The organism is Photorhabdus luminescens subsp. luminescens, from assembly GCF_001083805.1.
GTDB lineage: Bacteria > Pseudomonadota > Gammaproteobacteria > Enterobacterales > Enterobacteriaceae > Photorhabdus > Photorhabdus luminescens.
Genome location: NZ_JXSK01000001.1, coordinates 183,691 through 204,037 on the forward strand (window position 1 = coordinate 183,691; position 20,347 = coordinate 204,037).

General features: G+C 52.9%; 1 protein-coding gene (cut by both window edges). It reads left to right on the forward strand.

All 20,347 nt of this window come from inside a single coding sequence — locus tag TI10_RS25555, non-ribosomal peptide synthetase (protein WP_080984972.1), on the forward strand. Of the gene's 30,726 coding nucleotides, 708 precede the window and 9,671 follow it; the stretch shown corresponds to coding positions 709-21,055 (codon 237, complete, through codon 7,019, partial); the first codon wholly inside the window starts at position 1. The start codon and the stop codon both lie outside this window.

Below are 20,347 nucleotides of genomic sequence, written 5' to 3' on the forward strand. Positions count from 1 at the left end.
GTAGCCTGGGTGGCGGCAGAAGAAAACGCTGAGTTGGCGAATAGACTGCGTACTCATTTGAGCACAATTTTGCCGGATTATATAATACCAGCGGCTTTTGTCCGTTTGGATACCCTGCCGTTGACGCCGAATGGAAAACTGAACCGTCTGGCATTGCCGGCACCGGACGTAGAAGCATTTTCCCGTCAGGTTTACGCAGCGCCGCAAGGCGAAACAGAGATAGCGCTGGCGGCTATCTGGCGTGAATTACTGGGGATCGAACAGGTGGGGCGGTATGACAGCTTCTTTGCCCTGGGCGGCCATTCATTATTGGCGGTGCGAATGATAAACCGAATAGCGGCATTGGGGATTGAATTACCGCTGTCCACGTTGTTTAAATCACCGACACTGGCAGCCTTTGCTGAGGTCATGGGGACTCAGTTTGGTGAGCAGAGCAATAACGTGTCTGCCATGCTGCCGATATCCCGCGAGGGGGCATTACCGTTGTCATTCGCGCAACAGCGTCTGTGGTTCCTGGCCCAGTTTGAGGGCGTTAGTGAAACCTATCATGTCCCAATGGCCCTGCGTTTACGTGGTCAGTTGGATATTGATGCCTGGCAGCAGGCGCTGAATCGCTTGTTTGCCCGTCACGAAGCGTTACGTTCTGTCTTTATCACGATGGAAGGTCAGCCTCAGGTCGAATTATTGCCGGCTGAATTGGGTTTGCCGATAAGCAAACATGATCTGCGTAAAGTGTCTGACGCGGATAAACAGCTTGAGCGTTTGTGTGCACAGGAAGCAGAGGCGCCGTTTGATCTTGCGAGTGGGCCGTTAATCCGAGCCGGCCTGATACAACGGGCTGACGATGATTACCTCTTTTTGCTGACTCAGCATCATATTGTGTCAGACGGCTGGTCAACTGGCGTGCTAATGCATGAGTTGAGCACTCTCTATACCGCTTTTTCAGCGGGGCTGCCCGATCCGTTGCCGCCACTGGCAATTCAGTATCCTGATTATGCCGCCTGGCAACGTCAGTGGCTATCGGCGGAGCGGTTACAAATTCAATCCGACTATTGGCGTATAAGGCTGGCGAACGCGCCCGTCCTGTTGGATTTGCCGACTGACCGGCCACGTCCGTCTGAGCAGTCGTTTGCCGGGCATGCTGTCCCCGTCAATCTGGATGAGAAATTAACGACATCTCTCAAGCGTCTGAGTGAACAGCAGGGAAGTACGTTATTTATGACCCTGTTATCAGCTTGGGCTACTGTGCTATCGCGCTTGTCAGGTCAGGATGATGTGGTGATCGGTACGCCAAGTGCGGGCCGCAATCGCCAAGAAATAGAATCCCTCATCGGTTTTTTTGTCAACACACTGGCTTTACGTATCAACTTATCGGGGGAGCCAAATGTGGCGGAGTTGCTTGCACGCGTGCAGCAAACCGCACTGGAGGCCCAGGAATATCAGGATTTGCCGTTTGAACAGGTAGTGGAAATCGTGCAACCGCCACGCCGACTGACGCATACCCCGCTGTTCCAGGTAATGTTTGCCTGGCAGAGCAATGAGCGTGCGGATTGGAAATTGCCGGGATTGACCGTTTCACCTGCCGATCAATTTGTTGATATCGCTAAGTTTGATCTTGAATTGAGCCTATCAGAGGTAGACGGCCGGATTGTCGGTTATCTGAATTATGCTACCGCCCTGTTTGATCAACTTACCATTGAGCGATATGTGGGGTATTTGTACGCGGTATTGCAAGCGGTAGTGGCTAACCCTCAACAGCCAGTTGGGAAAATCGATATCCTGACCGTGGCGGAGCGCAAGCTATTACTGGAAACCTGGAATGCAACCCAGACACGATATCCTGACCAGACATGCATTCACCGGCTGTTTGAACAACAGACGGAGAAAACCCCTGACGCTATAGCGTTGGTGTATGAAGAACACATTCTCAGTTATACCGAATTAAATGTCCGCGCCAATCGGCTGGCTCGCCGGTTAATTGAGCGGGGGATACAGTCGGATGATCGGATTGCGGTGCTGTTAGAACGTTCTATTGAACTGGTGGTGGTTCAATTGGCCATTCTCAAAGTTGGGGCCGTTTATGTGCCAATCGATCCCCATGTACCGACTGAGCGGAAAAACTGGCTGATAAACGACTGTTCAGCCAAATTATTGCTCACCGATATTCCGGTTGATCTGGCGATCCCCCAGTTTTGTCTGGTCGATGAGATGTTCGCTATTGAGGAAGACGATCACCGCAATCTTGACTTACCTCGTTCCAGTACCGAATTGGCCTATATTATGTATACCTCTGGTTCGACCGGCACACCCAAAGGGGTCATGGTGCCACATCGTGCAGTGGTTCGGCTGGTCATCAATAACGGGTACGCCGACATCGGGCCGGATGATCGGGTGGCGTTTGAGGCCAACCCGGCTTTCGATGCCAGCACCTTTGAAGTTTGGTCGCCATTGCTTAATGGCGGCACGCTGGTGGTAATTGATCACGCTACATTATTGACGCCTAAAGAGTTTGTTCAGGCATTACAGAATTATCGCATTACGGTGCTGTGGCTGAGTGTCGGGCTGTTTAACCGACTGGCGGCAGAGTTGTCGCCAGTGCTGCCACAAATCAAAACCCTGATTGTCGGCGGTGATGTGCTGGATCAGCATGTGATTAGGCAAGTTCTGCGAGATAACCCGCCGCAACAGTTATTGAATGGCTATGGGCCAAGTGAAGGGACTACCTTTACCGCCACCTACCGTATTGCAGAATTATCGCCAGAAGTGACCCGAATCCCCATCGGTCGGCCAATAGCCAATACGCAGGTTTATCTGTTGGATACCTATGGTCAGCCTGTGCCGCAGGGGGTAACCGGTGAGATGTATATCGGCGGGGATGGGGTTGCCTGTGGCTATCTCAATCGCCCCGAGCTGACCGCGGAACGTTTTCTGCCAGATCCATTTAGTGATAAGCCGGATGCCCGCCTGTATCGGACCGGGGATTTGGCCCGTTACCTGCCAGACGGCAATCTGGAGTTCCTGGGCCGTAATGACCAACAGGTGAAAATCCGTGGTTTCCGTATTGAACCGGGGGAAATAGAAGCCCGATTGATGGATTATCCGGCGGTGAATGAAGCGGTTGTGTTGGCGTTGGATGATGGGCAGGACAAACGGTTGGTGGCTTATGTAGCGGCAGAAACGGATGAGGAGTTGGTTAACCATCTGCGTACTCATCTGAGCGCTATTTTGCCGGATTATATGGTACCGGCAGCCTTTGTACGTCTGGACACCTTCCCCCTGACGCCGAACGGAAAATTAGATCGTCAGGCATTACCGACGCCGGGGGAAGAAGCCTTTGCCCGGCAAATTTATGAAGCACCGCAGGGAGAAGTAGAAACCCTATTGGCCGCTGTCTGGAGCGAGTTGTTAGGCATTGAACAGGTGAGTCGGCACGATAGCTTCTTTGCGTTGGGCGGCCATTCGTTGCTGGCGGTAAGGATGATTGAGCGTCTGCGTCATGCGGGGCTAACGTTGGCGGTACGTGATCTGTTTCAATCCCCGGTGTTGTCCGCATTTGCCCAAACAGTAGGACAGTATCGGGCAGTGGTGGCGCCAGCGAATGTCATCACTCCGGCGACCATAGCACTCACACCAGCGATGTTGCCGTTGATTGAGTTGGCCCAACCTGAGATTGACTATATTGTGGAGCAAGTGCCGGGTGGGATGGCCAATATTCAGGACATCTATGCCCTGTCGCCATTGCAGGACGGTATTCTGTTCCACCATTTACTGGCGAATGAAGGTGACCCGTATCTATTGGTCAGCCAGATGACCTTTGCTGATCGTTCATTGCTGGATCGTTATCTGACAGCAGTGCAACAGGTGGTTAATCGCCATGACATCCTGCGTACCGCCTTTGTGTGGCAAGGATTATCAGCACCAGCTCAAGTGGTCTGGCGTCAGGCGCAATTGTCAGTCACTGAATTGGCATTGAATCCGGTTGATGGGCCGATCTGTGACCAGTTAGCTCAACATTTTGATCCACGTCACTATCGTATTGATCTGCAACGAGCGCCACTGTTGCACTTCGCGGTGGCGCAGGAGGACGATGGCCGTTGGAGCGTACTGCAATTGCTGCATCATCTCATTGGTGACCATACCGCAATGGAAGTAATGCGCCGCGAAGTTCAGGCGTACCTTACCGGACTGGGGGACAATTTGCCGACGCCGGTCCCTTTCCGCAATCTGGTAGCTCAGGTTCGTCTGGGGGTGAGTCAGGCCGAACATACCCGCTTCTTTACCGATATGTTGGCTGAAGTGGACGAACCAACGTTGCCGTTCGGATTGACGGAGGTCCATCGGGATGGTTCGCTGGTGACGGAATCGCACCGGATGTTACCCGCTACATTGAATGACCGCCTGCGCAGTCAGGCCCGGCACTTGGGCGTCAGTTTGGCGACTTTGTGTCATTTGGCCTGGGCACAGGTGCTGTCACATACCAGCGGACAGGCGAAAGTGGTGTTCGGCACCGTGCTGTTTGGGCGAATGCAGGCCGGAGAAGGCACTGACAGCAGTATGGGGCTGTTTATCAATACCTTGCCGTTGCGACTGAATATGGATGATACCCCGGTGCAGGACAGTGTACGGGCAGCGCATACTCGATTAGCTGGATTGCTGGAGCATGAACATGCGTCACTGGCGCTGGCTCAACGTTGCAGTGGAGTTCCGGGAGAAGCGCCCCTGTTTAGTGCTTTGATGAACTACCGGCATAGTGAGCAGTCGGTTACCTCGGATACCATCATCAGCGGTATTGAATTCCTGGGCGGACAAGAGCGCACTAACTATCCGTTTGTCTTGTCGGTGGAGGATGTTGGTCACGCTTTAGGATTAACGGCGCAAATTGTTCAACCGATTGATTCGGAGCGGATATGCGGTTATATGCAACAGGCGCTGGAAAGTCTGGCAGAGGCGCTTGAACAGCGTTCGGAGATACCGGTACGAGCACTGAATATCTTGCCGGCAGTGGAGAAAAAGCTGTTGCTGGAAACTTGGAATGTAACTGAAACATCGTATCCAGATCACGGTTGTATTCACCGATTGTTTGAACAATGGGCAGAGAAGAGTCCAGATGCCACGGCGTTGGTGTATGAAGAACAGATCCTCAGCTATGCCGAACTCAATACCCGTGCTAACTGTCTGGCACATCAACTGATAGCGTTGGGCGTCACACCGGACCAATGGGTGGCAGTTTGCGTGTCACGTTCACCGGCAATGGTGGTGGGAGTATTGGCGGTGCTGAAAGCCGGGGGTGCCTATGTGCCGTTGGATCCGGTTTATGCCGGTGAGCGTCTGGCGTATATCCTGACCGATGCTGCCCCCGCTATTTTACTGGCGGATAACGTCGGGCGTGATGCGTTGGGAGAGGACGCACTGGCAAGGCTGACCGTACTTGACCCGAATAGTCTGCCTGATCAGCCGGACAGTAACCCGCAGGTGCCAACATTGACAGCACAGCATCTGGCCTATGTGATTTACACCTCGGGTTCGACCGGCATGCCGAAAGGGGTGATGGTAGAACATCGTCATATCCTGCGTTTGTTCGACGCCACTGAAACCTGGTATCACTTTAACCGGCAAGATATTTGGTGCCTGTTTCATTCCATTGCGTTTGACTTCTCGGTGTGGGAATTATGGGGAGCCTTACGCTACGGCGCTAAACTGGTGCTGGTACCGCACTCGATTGCCCGTTCGCCCCAGGAATTGCATCAATTCGTGTGTCAGCACGGCATCACGGTGTTGAATCAGACTCCCAGTGCCTTTAAAGCTTTTATTGCCAGTTATGTCGCCAATCCGTTACCGGACTGTTTGCGTTATATCATCTTTGGCGGAGAAGCACTCGATCCGAGTATTCTGAAACCGTGGTATGCCCTGCGTGAAGAGACATTGCCTCAGTTGGTGAATATGTACGGTATCACAGAGACCACCGTTCACGTCACTTACCGGGCACTGGGTCGCCATGATGTGGAACAGACCACAAGTCCTATTGGTACGCGGATCTCGGACTTAACCCTCTATCTGCTGGATAAATATGGTCAGCCAGTACCGTTAGGCGCCGTGGGTGAATTATATGTTGGCGGAGGGGGGGTGGCACGGGGTTATCTCAATCGTCCTGAACTGACCGCAGAACGTTTCCTGCCAGATCCGTTTAGTGATAAGCCCGATACCCGCCTGTATCGCACTGGGGATTTGGCCCGCTACCTGCCAGACGGCAATCTGGAGTTCCTGGGCCGTAATGACCAGCAGGTGAAAATTCGCGGTTTCCGCATTGAGCCGGGGGAAATCGAAGCCCGGCTAATGGAACATCCGGCAGTGCATGAAGCAGTTGTGCAAGTGATGGGTGATGGTCAGGACAAACGGTTAGTGGCTTATGTAGTGGCAGAAGTAGACGAGGAGTTAATTAATCGTCTGCGTACTCATCTAAGTGGAATTTTACCGGATTATATGGTGCCAGCCGCGTTTGTCTGTATGGATGCCTTCCCGTTGACACCAAACGGCAAACTGGATCGCCGAGCGCTACCAGCACCGGGGGAAGATGCCTTTGCCCGTCAAATTTATGCAGCACCACAAGGGGAGACAGAAACTCTGCTAGCCGCTATCTGGAGTGAGTTGTTGGGTATTGAACAGGTGAGTCGGCATGACAGCTTCTTTGCCTTGGGCGGTCATTCACTGTTAGCAGTGCGGATGATTGAACGTCTGCGTAATGCGGGGTTAACGCTGGCGGTGCGTGATTTATTCCAATCCCCGGTGTTATCGGCATTTGCCCAAACAGTTGGGCAATCACCGTCGGTGGTGGCGCCGGCGAATGTCATCACCCCGGCGACCACGGCACTTACATCCGACATGTTGCCATTGATTGATCTCACTCAGCCTGAGATTGACCATATCATTGCACAAGTACCGGGTGGGGTTGCCAATATTCAGGATATCTATGCCCTGTCACCGTTGCAGGATGGCATTCTGTTCCACCATTTACTAGCGAATAAGGGAGATCCGTATCTACTAGCCGGTCAGATAGTCTTTGCTAACCGCGCCCTATTGGACAATTATCTGGCGGCAGTACAACAGGTGGTTAATCGCCACGATATTCTACGTACCGCCTTTGTTTGGCAAGGATTATCAACGCCAGTTCAGGTGGTCTGGCGTCAGGCGCAATTGTTAGTCACTGAACTGACACTAGACCCAGTTGATGGGCCGGCCCGTGATCAGTTAGCTCAACATTTTGATCCGCGTCGCTATCGTATTGATCTGCAACGAGCGCCACTGTTGCGCTTTGCGGTGGCGCAGGAAGACGATGGCCGTTGGAGCGTACTGCAATTGCTGCACCATCTGATTGGCGACCATACCGCAATGGAAGTGATGCATGGCGAGATTCAGGCTTATCTTGCCGGACAGGAAGATAAGTTGCCTGCGCCGGTTCCTTTCCGCAATCTGGTGGCTCAGGTCCGGTTGGGGGTAAGTCAGGCCGAACATACCCGCTTCTTTACCGATATGTTGGCTGAGGTGGATCAACCGACGCTGCCGTTCGGGTTAACGGAGGTACATCGGGATGGTTCACAGGTAATGGAATCGCACCAGATGTTACCTGCTACGTTAAATGATCGTCTGCGCAGTCAGGCTCGGCGTCTGGGCGTCAGTTTGGCAGCGTTGTGTCATCTAGCCTGGGCACAGGTGTTGTCACGCACCAGCGGACAGGAGAAAGTGGTGTTCGGCACCGTGCTATTTGGGCGGATGCAGGCCAGAGAAGGAGCTGACAATGGCATGGGCCTGTTTATTAATACCTTGCCGTTGCGACTGGATATGGATGATACCTCGGTACAGAACAGTGTGCGATTAGCCCATACCCGATTAGCCGGATTGCTGGCGCATGAACATGCATCACTGGCACTGGCTCAACGTTGCAGTGGAGTACCGGGGGAAGCGCCCCTGTTTAGTGCGTTGCTGAACTACCGACATAGTGCGCCGCCGGTTACCACGGATGAAACTATCAGCGGTATTGAGTTCCTTAGCGGACAGGAGCGCACCAATTATCCGTTTGTCTTATCGGTGGAGGATCTTGGTCACGCTTTAGGATTAACGGCGCAAATCGTTCAACCGATTGATCCGAAACGCGTGTGCGGTTATATGCAACAGGCGCTGGAAAGCCTGGCAGAAGCGCTTGAGCAACGGCCGGAGACACCGGTACGGGCATTGAATATCTTGCCGGTGGCGGAGAAGACCCTGCTATTGGAGACTTGGAATGCGACCCAGGCACCTTATCCTGACCAGTGTTGTATTCACCGGCTGTTTGAACAACAGGTAGAAAAGATGCCTGATGCGATAGCGCTGATGTATGGAGAACACATTCTCAACTATGCTGAATTGAATGCTCGCGCCAACCAATTGGCTCACTGGTTAATTAGGCAAGGGATTCAGCCGGATAACCGGGTCGCTGTGCGGTTAGAGCGTTCTGTTGAACTGGTGGTGGCTCAGTTGGCTATCCTCAAGGCCGGGGCGGTTTATGTGCCGATCGATCCCCGTGTGCCGGACGACCGGCAGCATTGGCTGGTAAACGACTGTGCAGCTAAATTGTTGCTTACGGGTATCCCGGTTGAATTGGCCGCTATCAGGCAGGAAGATTACCGCAATCCTGACTTACCCCGCTCCAGTACTGAGCTGGCCTATATCATGTATACCTCCGGCTCAACGGGTACGCCCAAAGGGGTGATGGTACCGCATCGTGCCGTGGTTCGGTTGGTGATTAATAACGGGTACGCCGACATCGGACCGGATGATCGGGTGGCGTTTGAAGCTAACCCGGCTTTTGATGCCAGCACCTTTGAAGTCTGGTCGCCATTACTCAATGGCGGCACGCTGGTAGTGATTGAACACTCCACATTGCTGATGCCTAAAGAATTTGTTCAAGCATTACAGACTTATCGCATTACCGTGCTGTGGATGAGTGTCGGGCTATTTAACCAGTTGGCGACAGAGTTGTCCCCGGCTCTCCCGCAGCTCAAAATTCTGATTGTCGGCGGCGATGTATTGGATCCGCATGTGATTAGACAAGTTCTGCGTGATAACCCGCCGCAACAGTTATTAAATGGCTATGGACCGAGTGAGGGCACCACCTTTACCGCGACATACCGTATCACTGCGTTATCCGAGGGGACGACGAAGATCCCCATTGGTCGACCGATAGCCAATACACGAGTTTATCTGTTGGATACCAGTGGTCAACCGGTGCCGCAGGGAGCAACCGGTGAGATTTATATCGGCGGAGATGGAGTTGCTTGTGGTTACCTTAATCGTCCTGAACTGACCGCAGAACGTTTCCTGCCGGATCCATTTAGTGATAAGCCAGATGCCCGTCTGTACCGCACAGGGGATTTAGCCCGTTACCTACCAGACGGTAATCTGGAATTCCTGGGCCGCAATGACCAACAGGTGAAAATCCGCGGTTTCCGTATTGAGCCGGGGGAAATCGAAGCCCGGTTGATGGAATACCCGACGGTGAGTGAAGCGGCTGTGCTGGCATTGGACGACGGTCAGGACAAACGACTGGTGGCTTATGTGGTGGCAGAAGCGGATGAAGAATTGGTCAATGGTCTGCGTACTCACTTAAGTACGATTTTACCGGATTATATGGTGCCAGCCGCTTTTGTCTGTATGGATGCCTTTCCGTTGACGCCAAACGGCAAACTGGATCGCCGGGCATTACCAATGCCGGGGGAAGAAGATTTTGCCCGGCAGATTTACGCCGCGCCATTAGGAGAGATGGAAACCACATTGGCCGCTATCTGGCGTGAATTACTGGGTGTTGAGCGGATTAGCCGGTATGACAACTTTTTTACACTGGGCGGCCATTCGTTGCTGGCGGTACGAATGATAAACCGGATAGCGGCGTTAGGCGTTGAATTGCCATTGTCCATGCTGTTTACCTTCCCGTCTTTGATGACCTTTGCTGAAGCGATAAGTGCCCAGTTTGATGAATCGGACAGGATATTGCCCGCTATCGTTCCGCTATCCCGTGAAGGCCAATTGCCATTGTCATTTGCGCAACAACGCCTGTGGTTCCTGACGCAGTTTGACGGGGTGAGTGAGACCTATCATATTCCGCTGGCCTTACGTCTACATGGTCGGCTGGATATCGCTGCCTGGCAACAGGCGCTTGATACGCTATTTGCCCGTCACGAAGCGTTGCGTTCTGTCTTCATTGTCGTTGACGGCCAGCCGCAGGTAGAGTTGTTGCCGGCGGCATCTGGCTTGCCGATGAGAAAATATGATCTGCATGACGTGCCTGATGTAGATGTTCAGCTTGCGTCTCTCTCTGCTCAGGAAGCCAATGCGCCGTTTGATCTTACCTGTGGCCCATTAATTCGTTCCAGTCTGATACAACTGGCTGACGATGATCACGTCTTCTTGCTGACTCTGCATCATATTATTTTCGATGGTTGGTCTGTCAGCGTGTTAATGCGTGAATTGAGCGCACTTTACACCGCGTTTCTAGCGAGGCAGCCGGATCCGTTGCCACCGTTGATAATTCAGTATCCTGATTACGCCGCTTGGCAGCGTCAATGGTTGTCGGCTGAACGTATACAGTCCCAATCTGACTATTGGCGTGAAAGGTTGGTTGATGCACCGGTTCTCCTGGATTTGCCGACTGACCGGCCGCGTCAGCCTCAGCAGTCATTTACCGGGGCCTTATTGCCCATCAGCCTAGATGCGGAGTTAACCCAATCCCTCAAGCGCTTGAGTGAACAACAAGGCGTCACGCTATTTATGACTCTGTTGGCGGCTTGGGCAACGGTTCTATCGCGTCTGTCAGGTCAGGAAGATCTGGTTATCGGTACGCCAAGCGCAGGCCGCAGTCGGCAAGAAGTAGAATCTTTAATCGGCTTCTTTGTCAATACCCTGGCGTTGCGTATGGATTTATCCGGTACGCCGAATGTGGCGGAATTACTGGCGCGTGTACGGCAAACTGCGCTGGCGGCACAGGAACATCAGGACCTGCCATTTGAACAGGTGGTGGAAATCGTGCAACCACCACGCCACTTGGCACACACTCCGCTATTCCAGGTGATGTTTGCCTGGCAGAACAATGAAGGTAAGGACTGGATGTTACCCGGATTGATTGTTTCACCTGTCGGACAAACTTTTGATATGGCTAAATTTGATCTTGAATTGAGCTTGTCTGAGGTGGACGGCCAGATTGTCGGTTATCTGAATTATGCCACTGCCCTGTTTGATCAAGCGACCATTGAGCGGCAGGTGGGCTATCTTTATACCGTGCTGAGAGAGATGGCAGCTAACCCTCAACAGCCAGTCGGGAAAATCGATATCCTGACCGTGGTGGAGCGCAAGTTGTTATTGGAAACCTGGAATGCAACTCAGACGCCGTATCCTGACCGGTTATGCATTCATCGACTGTTTGAGCAACAGGCAGAGAAAACCCCTGATGCCACAGCGCTGGTATATGAAGGGCAAGCCTTCAGTTATGTTGAATTGAATGCCTGTGCTAATCGGCTGGCGCATCAACTGATTACGTTGGGTGTGGTACCGGATCAGCGGGTGGCAATCTGTGTCACAAGTTCGCCGGCACGAATAGTGGGACTGCTGGCAGTACTAAAAGCCGGGGGCGCCTATGTGCCGCTAGACCCGGCTTATCCGGGGGAACGTCTGGTTCATATTTTAACCGATGCTGCGCCGACTATTGTGCTGGCGGATGATGCTGGACGTACCGCGTTAGGCGAAAAAGTGTTGGCAGCGTTAACTGTATTGGATCCGAATTCATTGCCCAACCAACCGGACAGCAACCCGCAAGTACCGGCATTAACTCCACGCTATCTGGCGTATGTGATTTACACCTCCGGTTCAACCGGCATACCAAAAGGCGTGATGGTCGAACATCGTGGGCTGGTTAACCTCATTCAGGAAAAAATTGCTCAGTTTGATATCCATCCGGGTAGCCGGATGTTGCAGTTTGCTTCATTTGGCTTTGATGCCAGCGTCTGGGAAACCATGATGGCATTGTGCAGCGGGGCTACTTTGGCGATCCCTGCCGATACGGTTCGTCAGGATCCCTGTTATCTCTGGCATTATCTGGAAGAGCAGGAGATAACCCATGCCTGTCTGACCCCAGCCTTACTCCGGGAGGGGATCGATTTGCCGGAGATGACAATAAGGCCGACGTTAATACTCGGTGGCGAAGCACCCAGTGTAACGTTGCTTCAAGCACTATGTCGTCGGGCGACGGTGTTTAATGCGTACGGCCCAACGGAAATTACGGTGTGTGCGGCCACCTGGCGTTGCCCGTCAGATTATGATGAGGGTGTCATTGCTATTGGGCGTCCAACAGCGAACTCACGGGTTTATTTACTGAATACTGACGGTCAACCAGTGCCGTTAGGCGCGGTTGGAGAGCTGTTTATTGGCGGTGTGGGGGTAGCGCGAGGCTATCTCAACCGGCCTGATTTGACGGCGGAGCGTTTTCTGGCAGATCCGTTTAGTGGTGAACTCGATGCTCGGATGTACCGGACTGGGGATTTAGCCCGTTACCTGCCAGACGGTAATTTGGAATTCTTGGGCCGTAATGACCAGCAGGTGAAAATCCGTGGTTTCCGTATCGAACCGGGAGAAATCGAAGCTCGATTACTGGAACACCCGGCGATAAGTGAAGCGCTGGTGCTAGCTTTGGGAGATGGTCAGGATAAACGGTTGGTGGCTTATGTGGTGGCAGAAGCGGATGACCGGCTGGTGAATAGCTTGCATGTTCATCTAAGTGCCATTTTGCCGGATTACATGGTGCCGGCGGCCTTTGTACGCTTGGATACCTTCCCGTTGACGCCAAGTGGCAAGCTGGATCGCCGAGCGTTACCTGCACCGCAGGAGGGGGCATTTGCTCGTCAGGTTTATGAAGCCCCTAGAGGGGAGACAGAAATCCTGCTGGCTGCTATCTGGAGCAAGTTGTTGGGCGTTGAACAAATCAGTCGGCATGACAGTTTCTTTGCTCTAGGCGGCCATTCATTGTTAGCGGTACGAATGATTGAACGTCTGCGTAATGAGGGGTTAGTACTGGCGGTACGTGATTTATTCCAATCCCCAGTGTTATCTGAATTTGCCCAAACAGTAGGGCAATCACAGGTGGTAGCAGTGCCAGCGAATGTCATTACTCCGGCGATTACGCAACTTACACCCGAGATGTTGCCGTTGATTGATCTCACTCAGACTGAGATTGACCATATCATTGAACAAGTACCAAGTGGGGTTGCCAATATTCAGGATATCTATGCCCTGTCGCCGTTGCAGGACGGTATTCTGTTCCACCATCTACTGGCGAATAAAGGTGACCCGTATCTATTGGTCAACCAGATGACCTTTTCTGATCGTTCATTGTTGGATCGTTATCTGGCGGCAGTGCAACAGGTGATTAACCGCCACGATATCCTGCGGACTGCCTTTGTTTGGCAAGAATTATCAACGCCGGTACAAGTGGTTTGGCGTCAGGCGCAATTGTCAGTCACTGAACTGACACTAGACCCAATTGATGGGTCGGTCCGTGACCAGTTAGCTCAACATTTTAACCCGCGTCACTATCGTATTGATCTGCAACGAGCCCCCTTGCTGCACTTTTCGGTAGCGCAGGAGGACGATGGCCGTTGGAGCGTGTTGCAATTGCTGCATCATCTGATTGGCGACCATACGACGCTGGAAGTGATGAACGGTGAGGTTCAGGCTTATCTTGCCGGACAGGAAGAGAACTTGCCTGCGCCAGTCCCTTTTCGCAATCTGGTGGCGCAAGCCCGGTTGGGGGTGAGTCAGGCCGAACATACCCGCTTCTTTACTGACATGCTGGCCGAAGTGGACGAACCCACGTTGCCATTCGGGTTGACGGAGGTGCATCAGGATGGTTCGCTGGTGACGGAATCGCACCGGATGTTACCTGCTACGTTGAATGACCGCCTGCGCAGCCAGGCCCGGCGGCTGGATGTCAGTCTCGCGGCGTTATGTCATCTGGCTTGGGCACAAGTCTTATCACGTACCAGCGGACAGGCGAAAGTGGTGTTCGGCACCGTACTGTTTGGGCGGATGCAGGCCGGGCAAGGGGTTGACAGCGGCATGGGCCTGTTTATCAATACCTTGCCGTTAAGACTGGATATAAATGATACCCCAGTGCAGGACAGTGTACGGTTAGCCCATACCCGGTTAGCCGGATTGCTGGCGCATGAACATGCTTCACTGGCGCTGGCTCAACGTTGCAGTAGGGTGTCAGGGGAAGCGCCTCTGTTTAGCGCGTTACTGAACTACCGGCATAGTGCGCAGCCGGTTACCACGGATGTCATCATCAGCAACATTGAATTCTTAGGTGGGCAAGAGCGCACGAACTATCCGTTTGTTTTGTCGGTGGAGGATTTAGGTCACGCTTTGGGATTAACGGCGCAAATCGTTCAACCGATTGATCCGGAGCGAATATGTGGCTATATGCAACAGGCGCTGGAAAGTCTGGCAGAGGCACTTGAACAGCAGCCAGAAACACCGGTACGGGCACTGAATATCTTGCCGGCAGCGGAGAAGAAACTGCTATTGGAGACCTGGAATGCGACCCTGGCGCCATATCCTGACCAGTGTTGTATTCACCAGCTATTTGAACAACAGGCAGAAAAGACGCCTGATGCGATAGCGTTGGTGTATGGAGAACACATTCTCAACTATGCCGAATTAAATGCTCGTGCCAACCGGCTGGCCCATTGGTTAATTGGGCAGGGGATCCAGCCGGGTGACCGGGTCGCTATGCAGTTAGAACGTTCTGTTGAACTGGTGGTGGCTCAGTTGGCTATCCTCAAGGCCGGGGCCGTTTATGTGCCGATCGATCCCCGAGTGCCGGATGAGCGACGGCACTGGCTGATAAACGACTGTGCAGCTAAATTGTTGTTTACGGATATCCCGGTTGAACTGGCCGCTATCAGTGAGGAGAATAATTACCACAACCCTGACTTATCTCGCTCCAGTACTGAACTGGCCTATATCATGTATACCTCCGGCTCAACCGGTACGCCTAAAGGGGTGATGGTGCCGCATCGGGCTGTGGTTAGATTGGTCATCAATAACGGGTACGCTGACATCGGGCCGGGCGACCGGGTGGCGTTTGAAGCTAACCCGGCTTTTGATGCCAGCACCTTCGAAGTCTGGTCGCCGTTGCTCAATGGCGGCGCGCTGGTAGTGATTGATCACGCCACATTGCTGACGCCTAAAGAATTTGTTCAGGCATTACAGATTTATCGCATTACCGTGTTGTGGATGAGTGTTGGGCTGTTTAACCGGTTGGCGACAGAGTTATCCCCGGTTCTCCCACAACTCAAAATCCTGATTGTCGGCGGCGATGTGCTGGATCCGCATGTGATGGCGCAAGTTCTGCGTGATAACCCGCCGCAACAGTTATTGAATGGCTATGGGCCAAGTGAGGGCACCACCTTTACCGCGACATATCGTATCACTGCGTTGCCTGCGGGGATGACGAAGATCCCCATCGGTCGACCGATAGCCAATACGCGGGTTTATCTACTGGACGCCAATGGTCAACCAGTACCGTTGGATGTGGAAGGAGAGATTTATATCGGCGGGGATGGAGTTGCCTGTGGTTATCTTAATCGTCCTGAACTGACCGCAGAACGTTTCCTTATTGATCCGTTCAGTGGTATCCCAGATGCACGTATGTACCGCACCGGGGATTTAGCCCGTTACCTGCCGGATGGCAATCTGGAATTTCTGGGCCGTAATGACCAGCAGGTGAAAATCCGTGGTTTCCGTATTGAACCGGGGGAAATCGAAGCCCGGCTGATGGAACACCCGGCGGTGAATGAAGTGGTTGTGCTAGTGATGGGTGATGGTCAGGATAAACGGCTGGTGGCTTATGTCGTGGCAGAAGCGGATGAGGAGTTAGTTAACCGTCTGCATACTCACTTAAGTACAGTTTTACCGGATTATATGGTGCCGGCCGCTTTTGTGCGTCTGGATGATTTTCCGTTGACGCCAAACGGCAAACTAGATCGCCGGGCGCTGCCGGTGCCGGGGGAAGAGGCTGTTGCCCGACAGATTTACGTCGCACCATCAGGGGAGATGGAAACCACATTGGCGGCTATTTGGCGTGAATTACTCGGTGTCGAGCGGATTAGCCGGTATGACAACTTTTTCTCACTGGGCGGCCATTCGTTGCTGGCAGTGCGGATGATGAACCGGATAGCGGCGTTAGGGATTGAATTACCGTTGTCCACGTTGTTTACATCCCCTGTTTTGACCACTTTTGCTGAAGCGATGCGTACTCAGTTTGACGAGTCGGGCAAGATATTACCCGCTATTGTTCCGTTATCTCGTGATGATCAATTGCCGTTATCATTTGCGCAACAGCGTCTGTGGTTCCTGGCCCAGTTTGAGGGGGTGAGTGATGCTTATCATATTCCTCTGGCCCTGCGTTTGCGTGGTCGGCTGAATATCGCCGCCTGGCAGCAAGCGCTTGATACCTTATTTACCCGCCATGAAGCATTGCGCTCTGTTTTTGTTACTGTTGACGGCCAGCCGCAGGTGGAATTGTTGCCGGCAGAATGGGGCCTACCGATAAGAAAATATGATTTGCATGACATGTCTGATGTATATGCGCCGCTTGCCTCTCTCTCCGCTCAGGAAGCCAATGCGCCGTTTGACCTTGCCCGTGGTCCATTAATTCGTTCCAGTCTGGTACAACTGGCTGACGATGATCACGTTTTCTTGCTGACCCAGCATCATATTGTTTCTGATGGTTGGTCTTTAGGGATACTGAAATCAGAACTGGAGGCGCTTTATTCGGCTTACTTGAACCAACAGCCAGATCCATTGCCACCGTTGACGATTCAATATCCTGATTATGCCGCCTGGCAGCGCCAATGGTTGTCGGCTGAACAGATACAATCTCAATCTGATTACTGGCGCACCAAGCTGGCTGACGCGCCAGTTTTACTGGATTTGCCGACTGACCGGCCACGTCCGCCTCAGCAATCATTTGCCGGAAATATGTTACCCGTCAGTTTCGATGCGGAGTTAACTCAATCCCTTAAACGCCTGAGTGAACAGCAGGGCGTCACATTATTTATGACCCTGTTAGCTGCCTGGGCAACGGTTCTATCACGTCTGTCAGGTCAGGAAGATCTGGTTATCGGTACACCGAGTGCCGGTCGCAGTCGGCAGGAAGTGGAATCTCTGATTGGTTTCTTTGTGAACACACTAGCGTTGCGTATGGATTTATCCGGTGCGCCGAATGTAGCGGAATTGCTGGCGCGTGTGCGGCAAACTGCGCTGGCAGCGCAGGAGCATCAAGACCTGCCATTTGAACAGGTGGTAGAAATCGTGCAGCCACCGCGCCGACTGGCGCATACCCCATTGTTCCAGGTGATGTTTGCCTGGCAGAACAATGAGAACACGGAATGGAGACTGCCGGGACTAGTGGTTTCACCGGTCGAGCAAGCTTTGGATGTGATTAAGTTCGATCTTGAGCTGAACTTGTTTGAGGTGGAGGGCCGAATTGTCGGTTATCTGAATTATGCCACCGCTCTATTTGATCAAGCGACCATTGAGCGGCAGGTGGGCTATCTCCATACCGTGCTGCGGGCGATGGCGGTAAATCCTCAACAGACGGTTGGAAGAATCGATATTCTGACAGTGGCAGAGCGCAGGCTGTTACTGGAAACCCGGAATGCCATTGAAACACAATATCCTGAACAGCTATATCCTAAACAGCTATGTATTCATCAATTATTTGAACAACAGGTGGAGAACGCGCCTAATGAAACGGCACTGGTGTATGAAGAACATACCCTCAGCTATGCCGAGCTCAATGCCCGAGCTAATCGTCTGGCGCATCAACTGATAGCGTTGGGCGTCATGCCGGACCAACGGGTGGCGGTTTGTGTGTCGCGATCACTGGCAATGGTGGTGGGAGTATTGGCGGTGCTGAAAGCCGGGGGGGCCTATGTACCGTTGGATCCGGTTTATACCGGTGAGCGCTTGGCACATATCCTGACCGATGCTGCCCCCGCTATTTTACTGGCGGATAACGTCGGGCGTGATGCGCTGGGAGAGGACGCGCTGGCAAGGCTGACGGTACTTGACCCGAATAGTCTGCCTGATCAGCCGGACAGTAACCCGCAGGTGCCAACATTGACGGCACAGCATCTGGCGTATGTGATTTACACCTCGGGTTCGACCGGTACGCCGAAAGGGGTAATGGTAGAGCATCGTCATATCCTGCGTTTGTTCGACGCCACTGAATCCTGGTATCACTTTAACCGGCAAGATATTTGGTGCCTGTTCCATTCCATTGCGTTTGACTTCTCGGTGTGGGAATTATGGGGAGCCTTACGCTACGGCGCTAAACTGGTATTGACCCCGCACGCGATTGCCCGCTCATCCCAGGAGCTGCATCAATTCGTGTGTCAGCACGGCATCACCGTATTGAATCAGACCCCCAGCGCCTTCAAAGCTTTTATTGCCAGTTATGTCGCCAATCCGTTACCGGACTGCTTGCGCTATATCATCTTTGGCGGGGAAGCACTCGATCCGAGTATTCTGAAACCGTGGTATGCCCTGCGTGAGGAGACATTGCCTCAGTTGGTGAATATGTACGGTATCACCGAGACCACAGTTCACGTCACTTACCGGGCACTGAATCGCCATGATGTGGAACAGACAACGAGTCCTATTGGTACGCGTATCCCGGACTTAACCCTCTATCTTCTGGATAAATATCGTCAGCCAGTACCGTTAGGCGCCGTAGGTGAGTTATATATTGGCGGGGCTGGTGTGGCACGGGGTTATCTCAATCGCCCTGAACTGACGGCGGAACGTTTTCTACCGGATACGTTCAGTAGTGAACCTGAACCCGATGCCCGAATGTACCGGACCGGGGATTTGGCCCGCTACCTGCCGGACGGCAATCTGGAGTTTCTGGGCCGTAATGACCAGCAGGTGAAAATCCGCGGTTTCCGCATTGAACCGGGGGAAATCGAAGCCCGGCTGATGGAACACCCGGCGGTGAGTGAAGCGGTTGTGCTGGCATTGGATGATGGTCAGGATAAACGGCTGGTGGCTTATGTAGCGGCAGAAGCGGATGACCGGTTGGTTAACAGCTTGCGTACTCATCTGAGTGCTATTTTGCCGGATTATATGGTGCCAGCAGCCTTTGTACGCTTGGATACCTTCCCGTTGACGCCGAACGGTAAGTTGGACCGTCGAGCGCTGCCGATACCGGGGGAGGAAGCAGTTGCCCGTCAGGTTTACGCAGCGCCGCAAGGGGAAACAGAAACCCTATTGGCCGCTATCTGGAGCGAGTTGTTAGGTATTGAACAGATCAGTCGGCACGACAGTTTCTTTGCCCTAGGCGGCCATTCATTGCTGGCGGTGCGGATGATTGAACGTCTGCGTAATGCGGGGTTAACGCTGGCGGTACGTGACCTGTTCCAATCCCCGGTGTTATCGGCATTTGCCCAAACAGTAGGACAATCACAAGCGGTGGTGGCGCCGGAGAATGTCATTACCCCGGCAACCACAGTGCTCACCCCTGAAATGTTGCCGTTGATTGAGCTGACCCAAACTGAGATTGACCATATCGTTGAACAAGTACCGGGTGGAATAGCTAATATTCAAGATATTTATGCCCTGTCCCCGTTACAGGACGGTATTCTGTTCCATCATCTACTGGCGAATAAAGGTGATCCGTACTTATTGGTCAGTCAAACGGCCTTCACTGATCGATCTCTGTTGGACAGTTATTTGGCAGCCGTGCAACAGGTGATTAACCGCCATGACATCTTGCGTACTGCTTTTATCTGGCAAGGATTATCAGCGCCGGTTCAGGTGGTCTGGCGTCAGGCGCCGTTATCAGTGACTGAATTAGTGTTGGAGCCTGTTAATGGACCGGTTTATGAACAACTCATTCAACGTTTTGACCCGCGTCATCATCGCCTCGACTTGAGCCAAGCTCCTTTGCTGCGCTTTGTGGTGGCGCAAGAAACGGATGGTCGCTGGATTGTACTGCAATTGCAGCATCATCTGATTGGCGATCACACGACGCTGGAAGTGATGAACCGCGAAGTTCAGGCGTACCTCACTGGGCAGGAAGAGAGCCTGTCGGCACCCGTTCCTTTCCGCAACTTGGTGGCTCAAGTCCGATTGGGCGTGAGCCAAGCCGAGCATACCCGCTTTTTTACTGATATGTTGGCAGAGGTAGATCAACCGACGCTGCCGTTCGGATTAACGGAAGTACATCGAGATGGTTCGCAGGTGACAGAGTTGTACCGGATGTTGC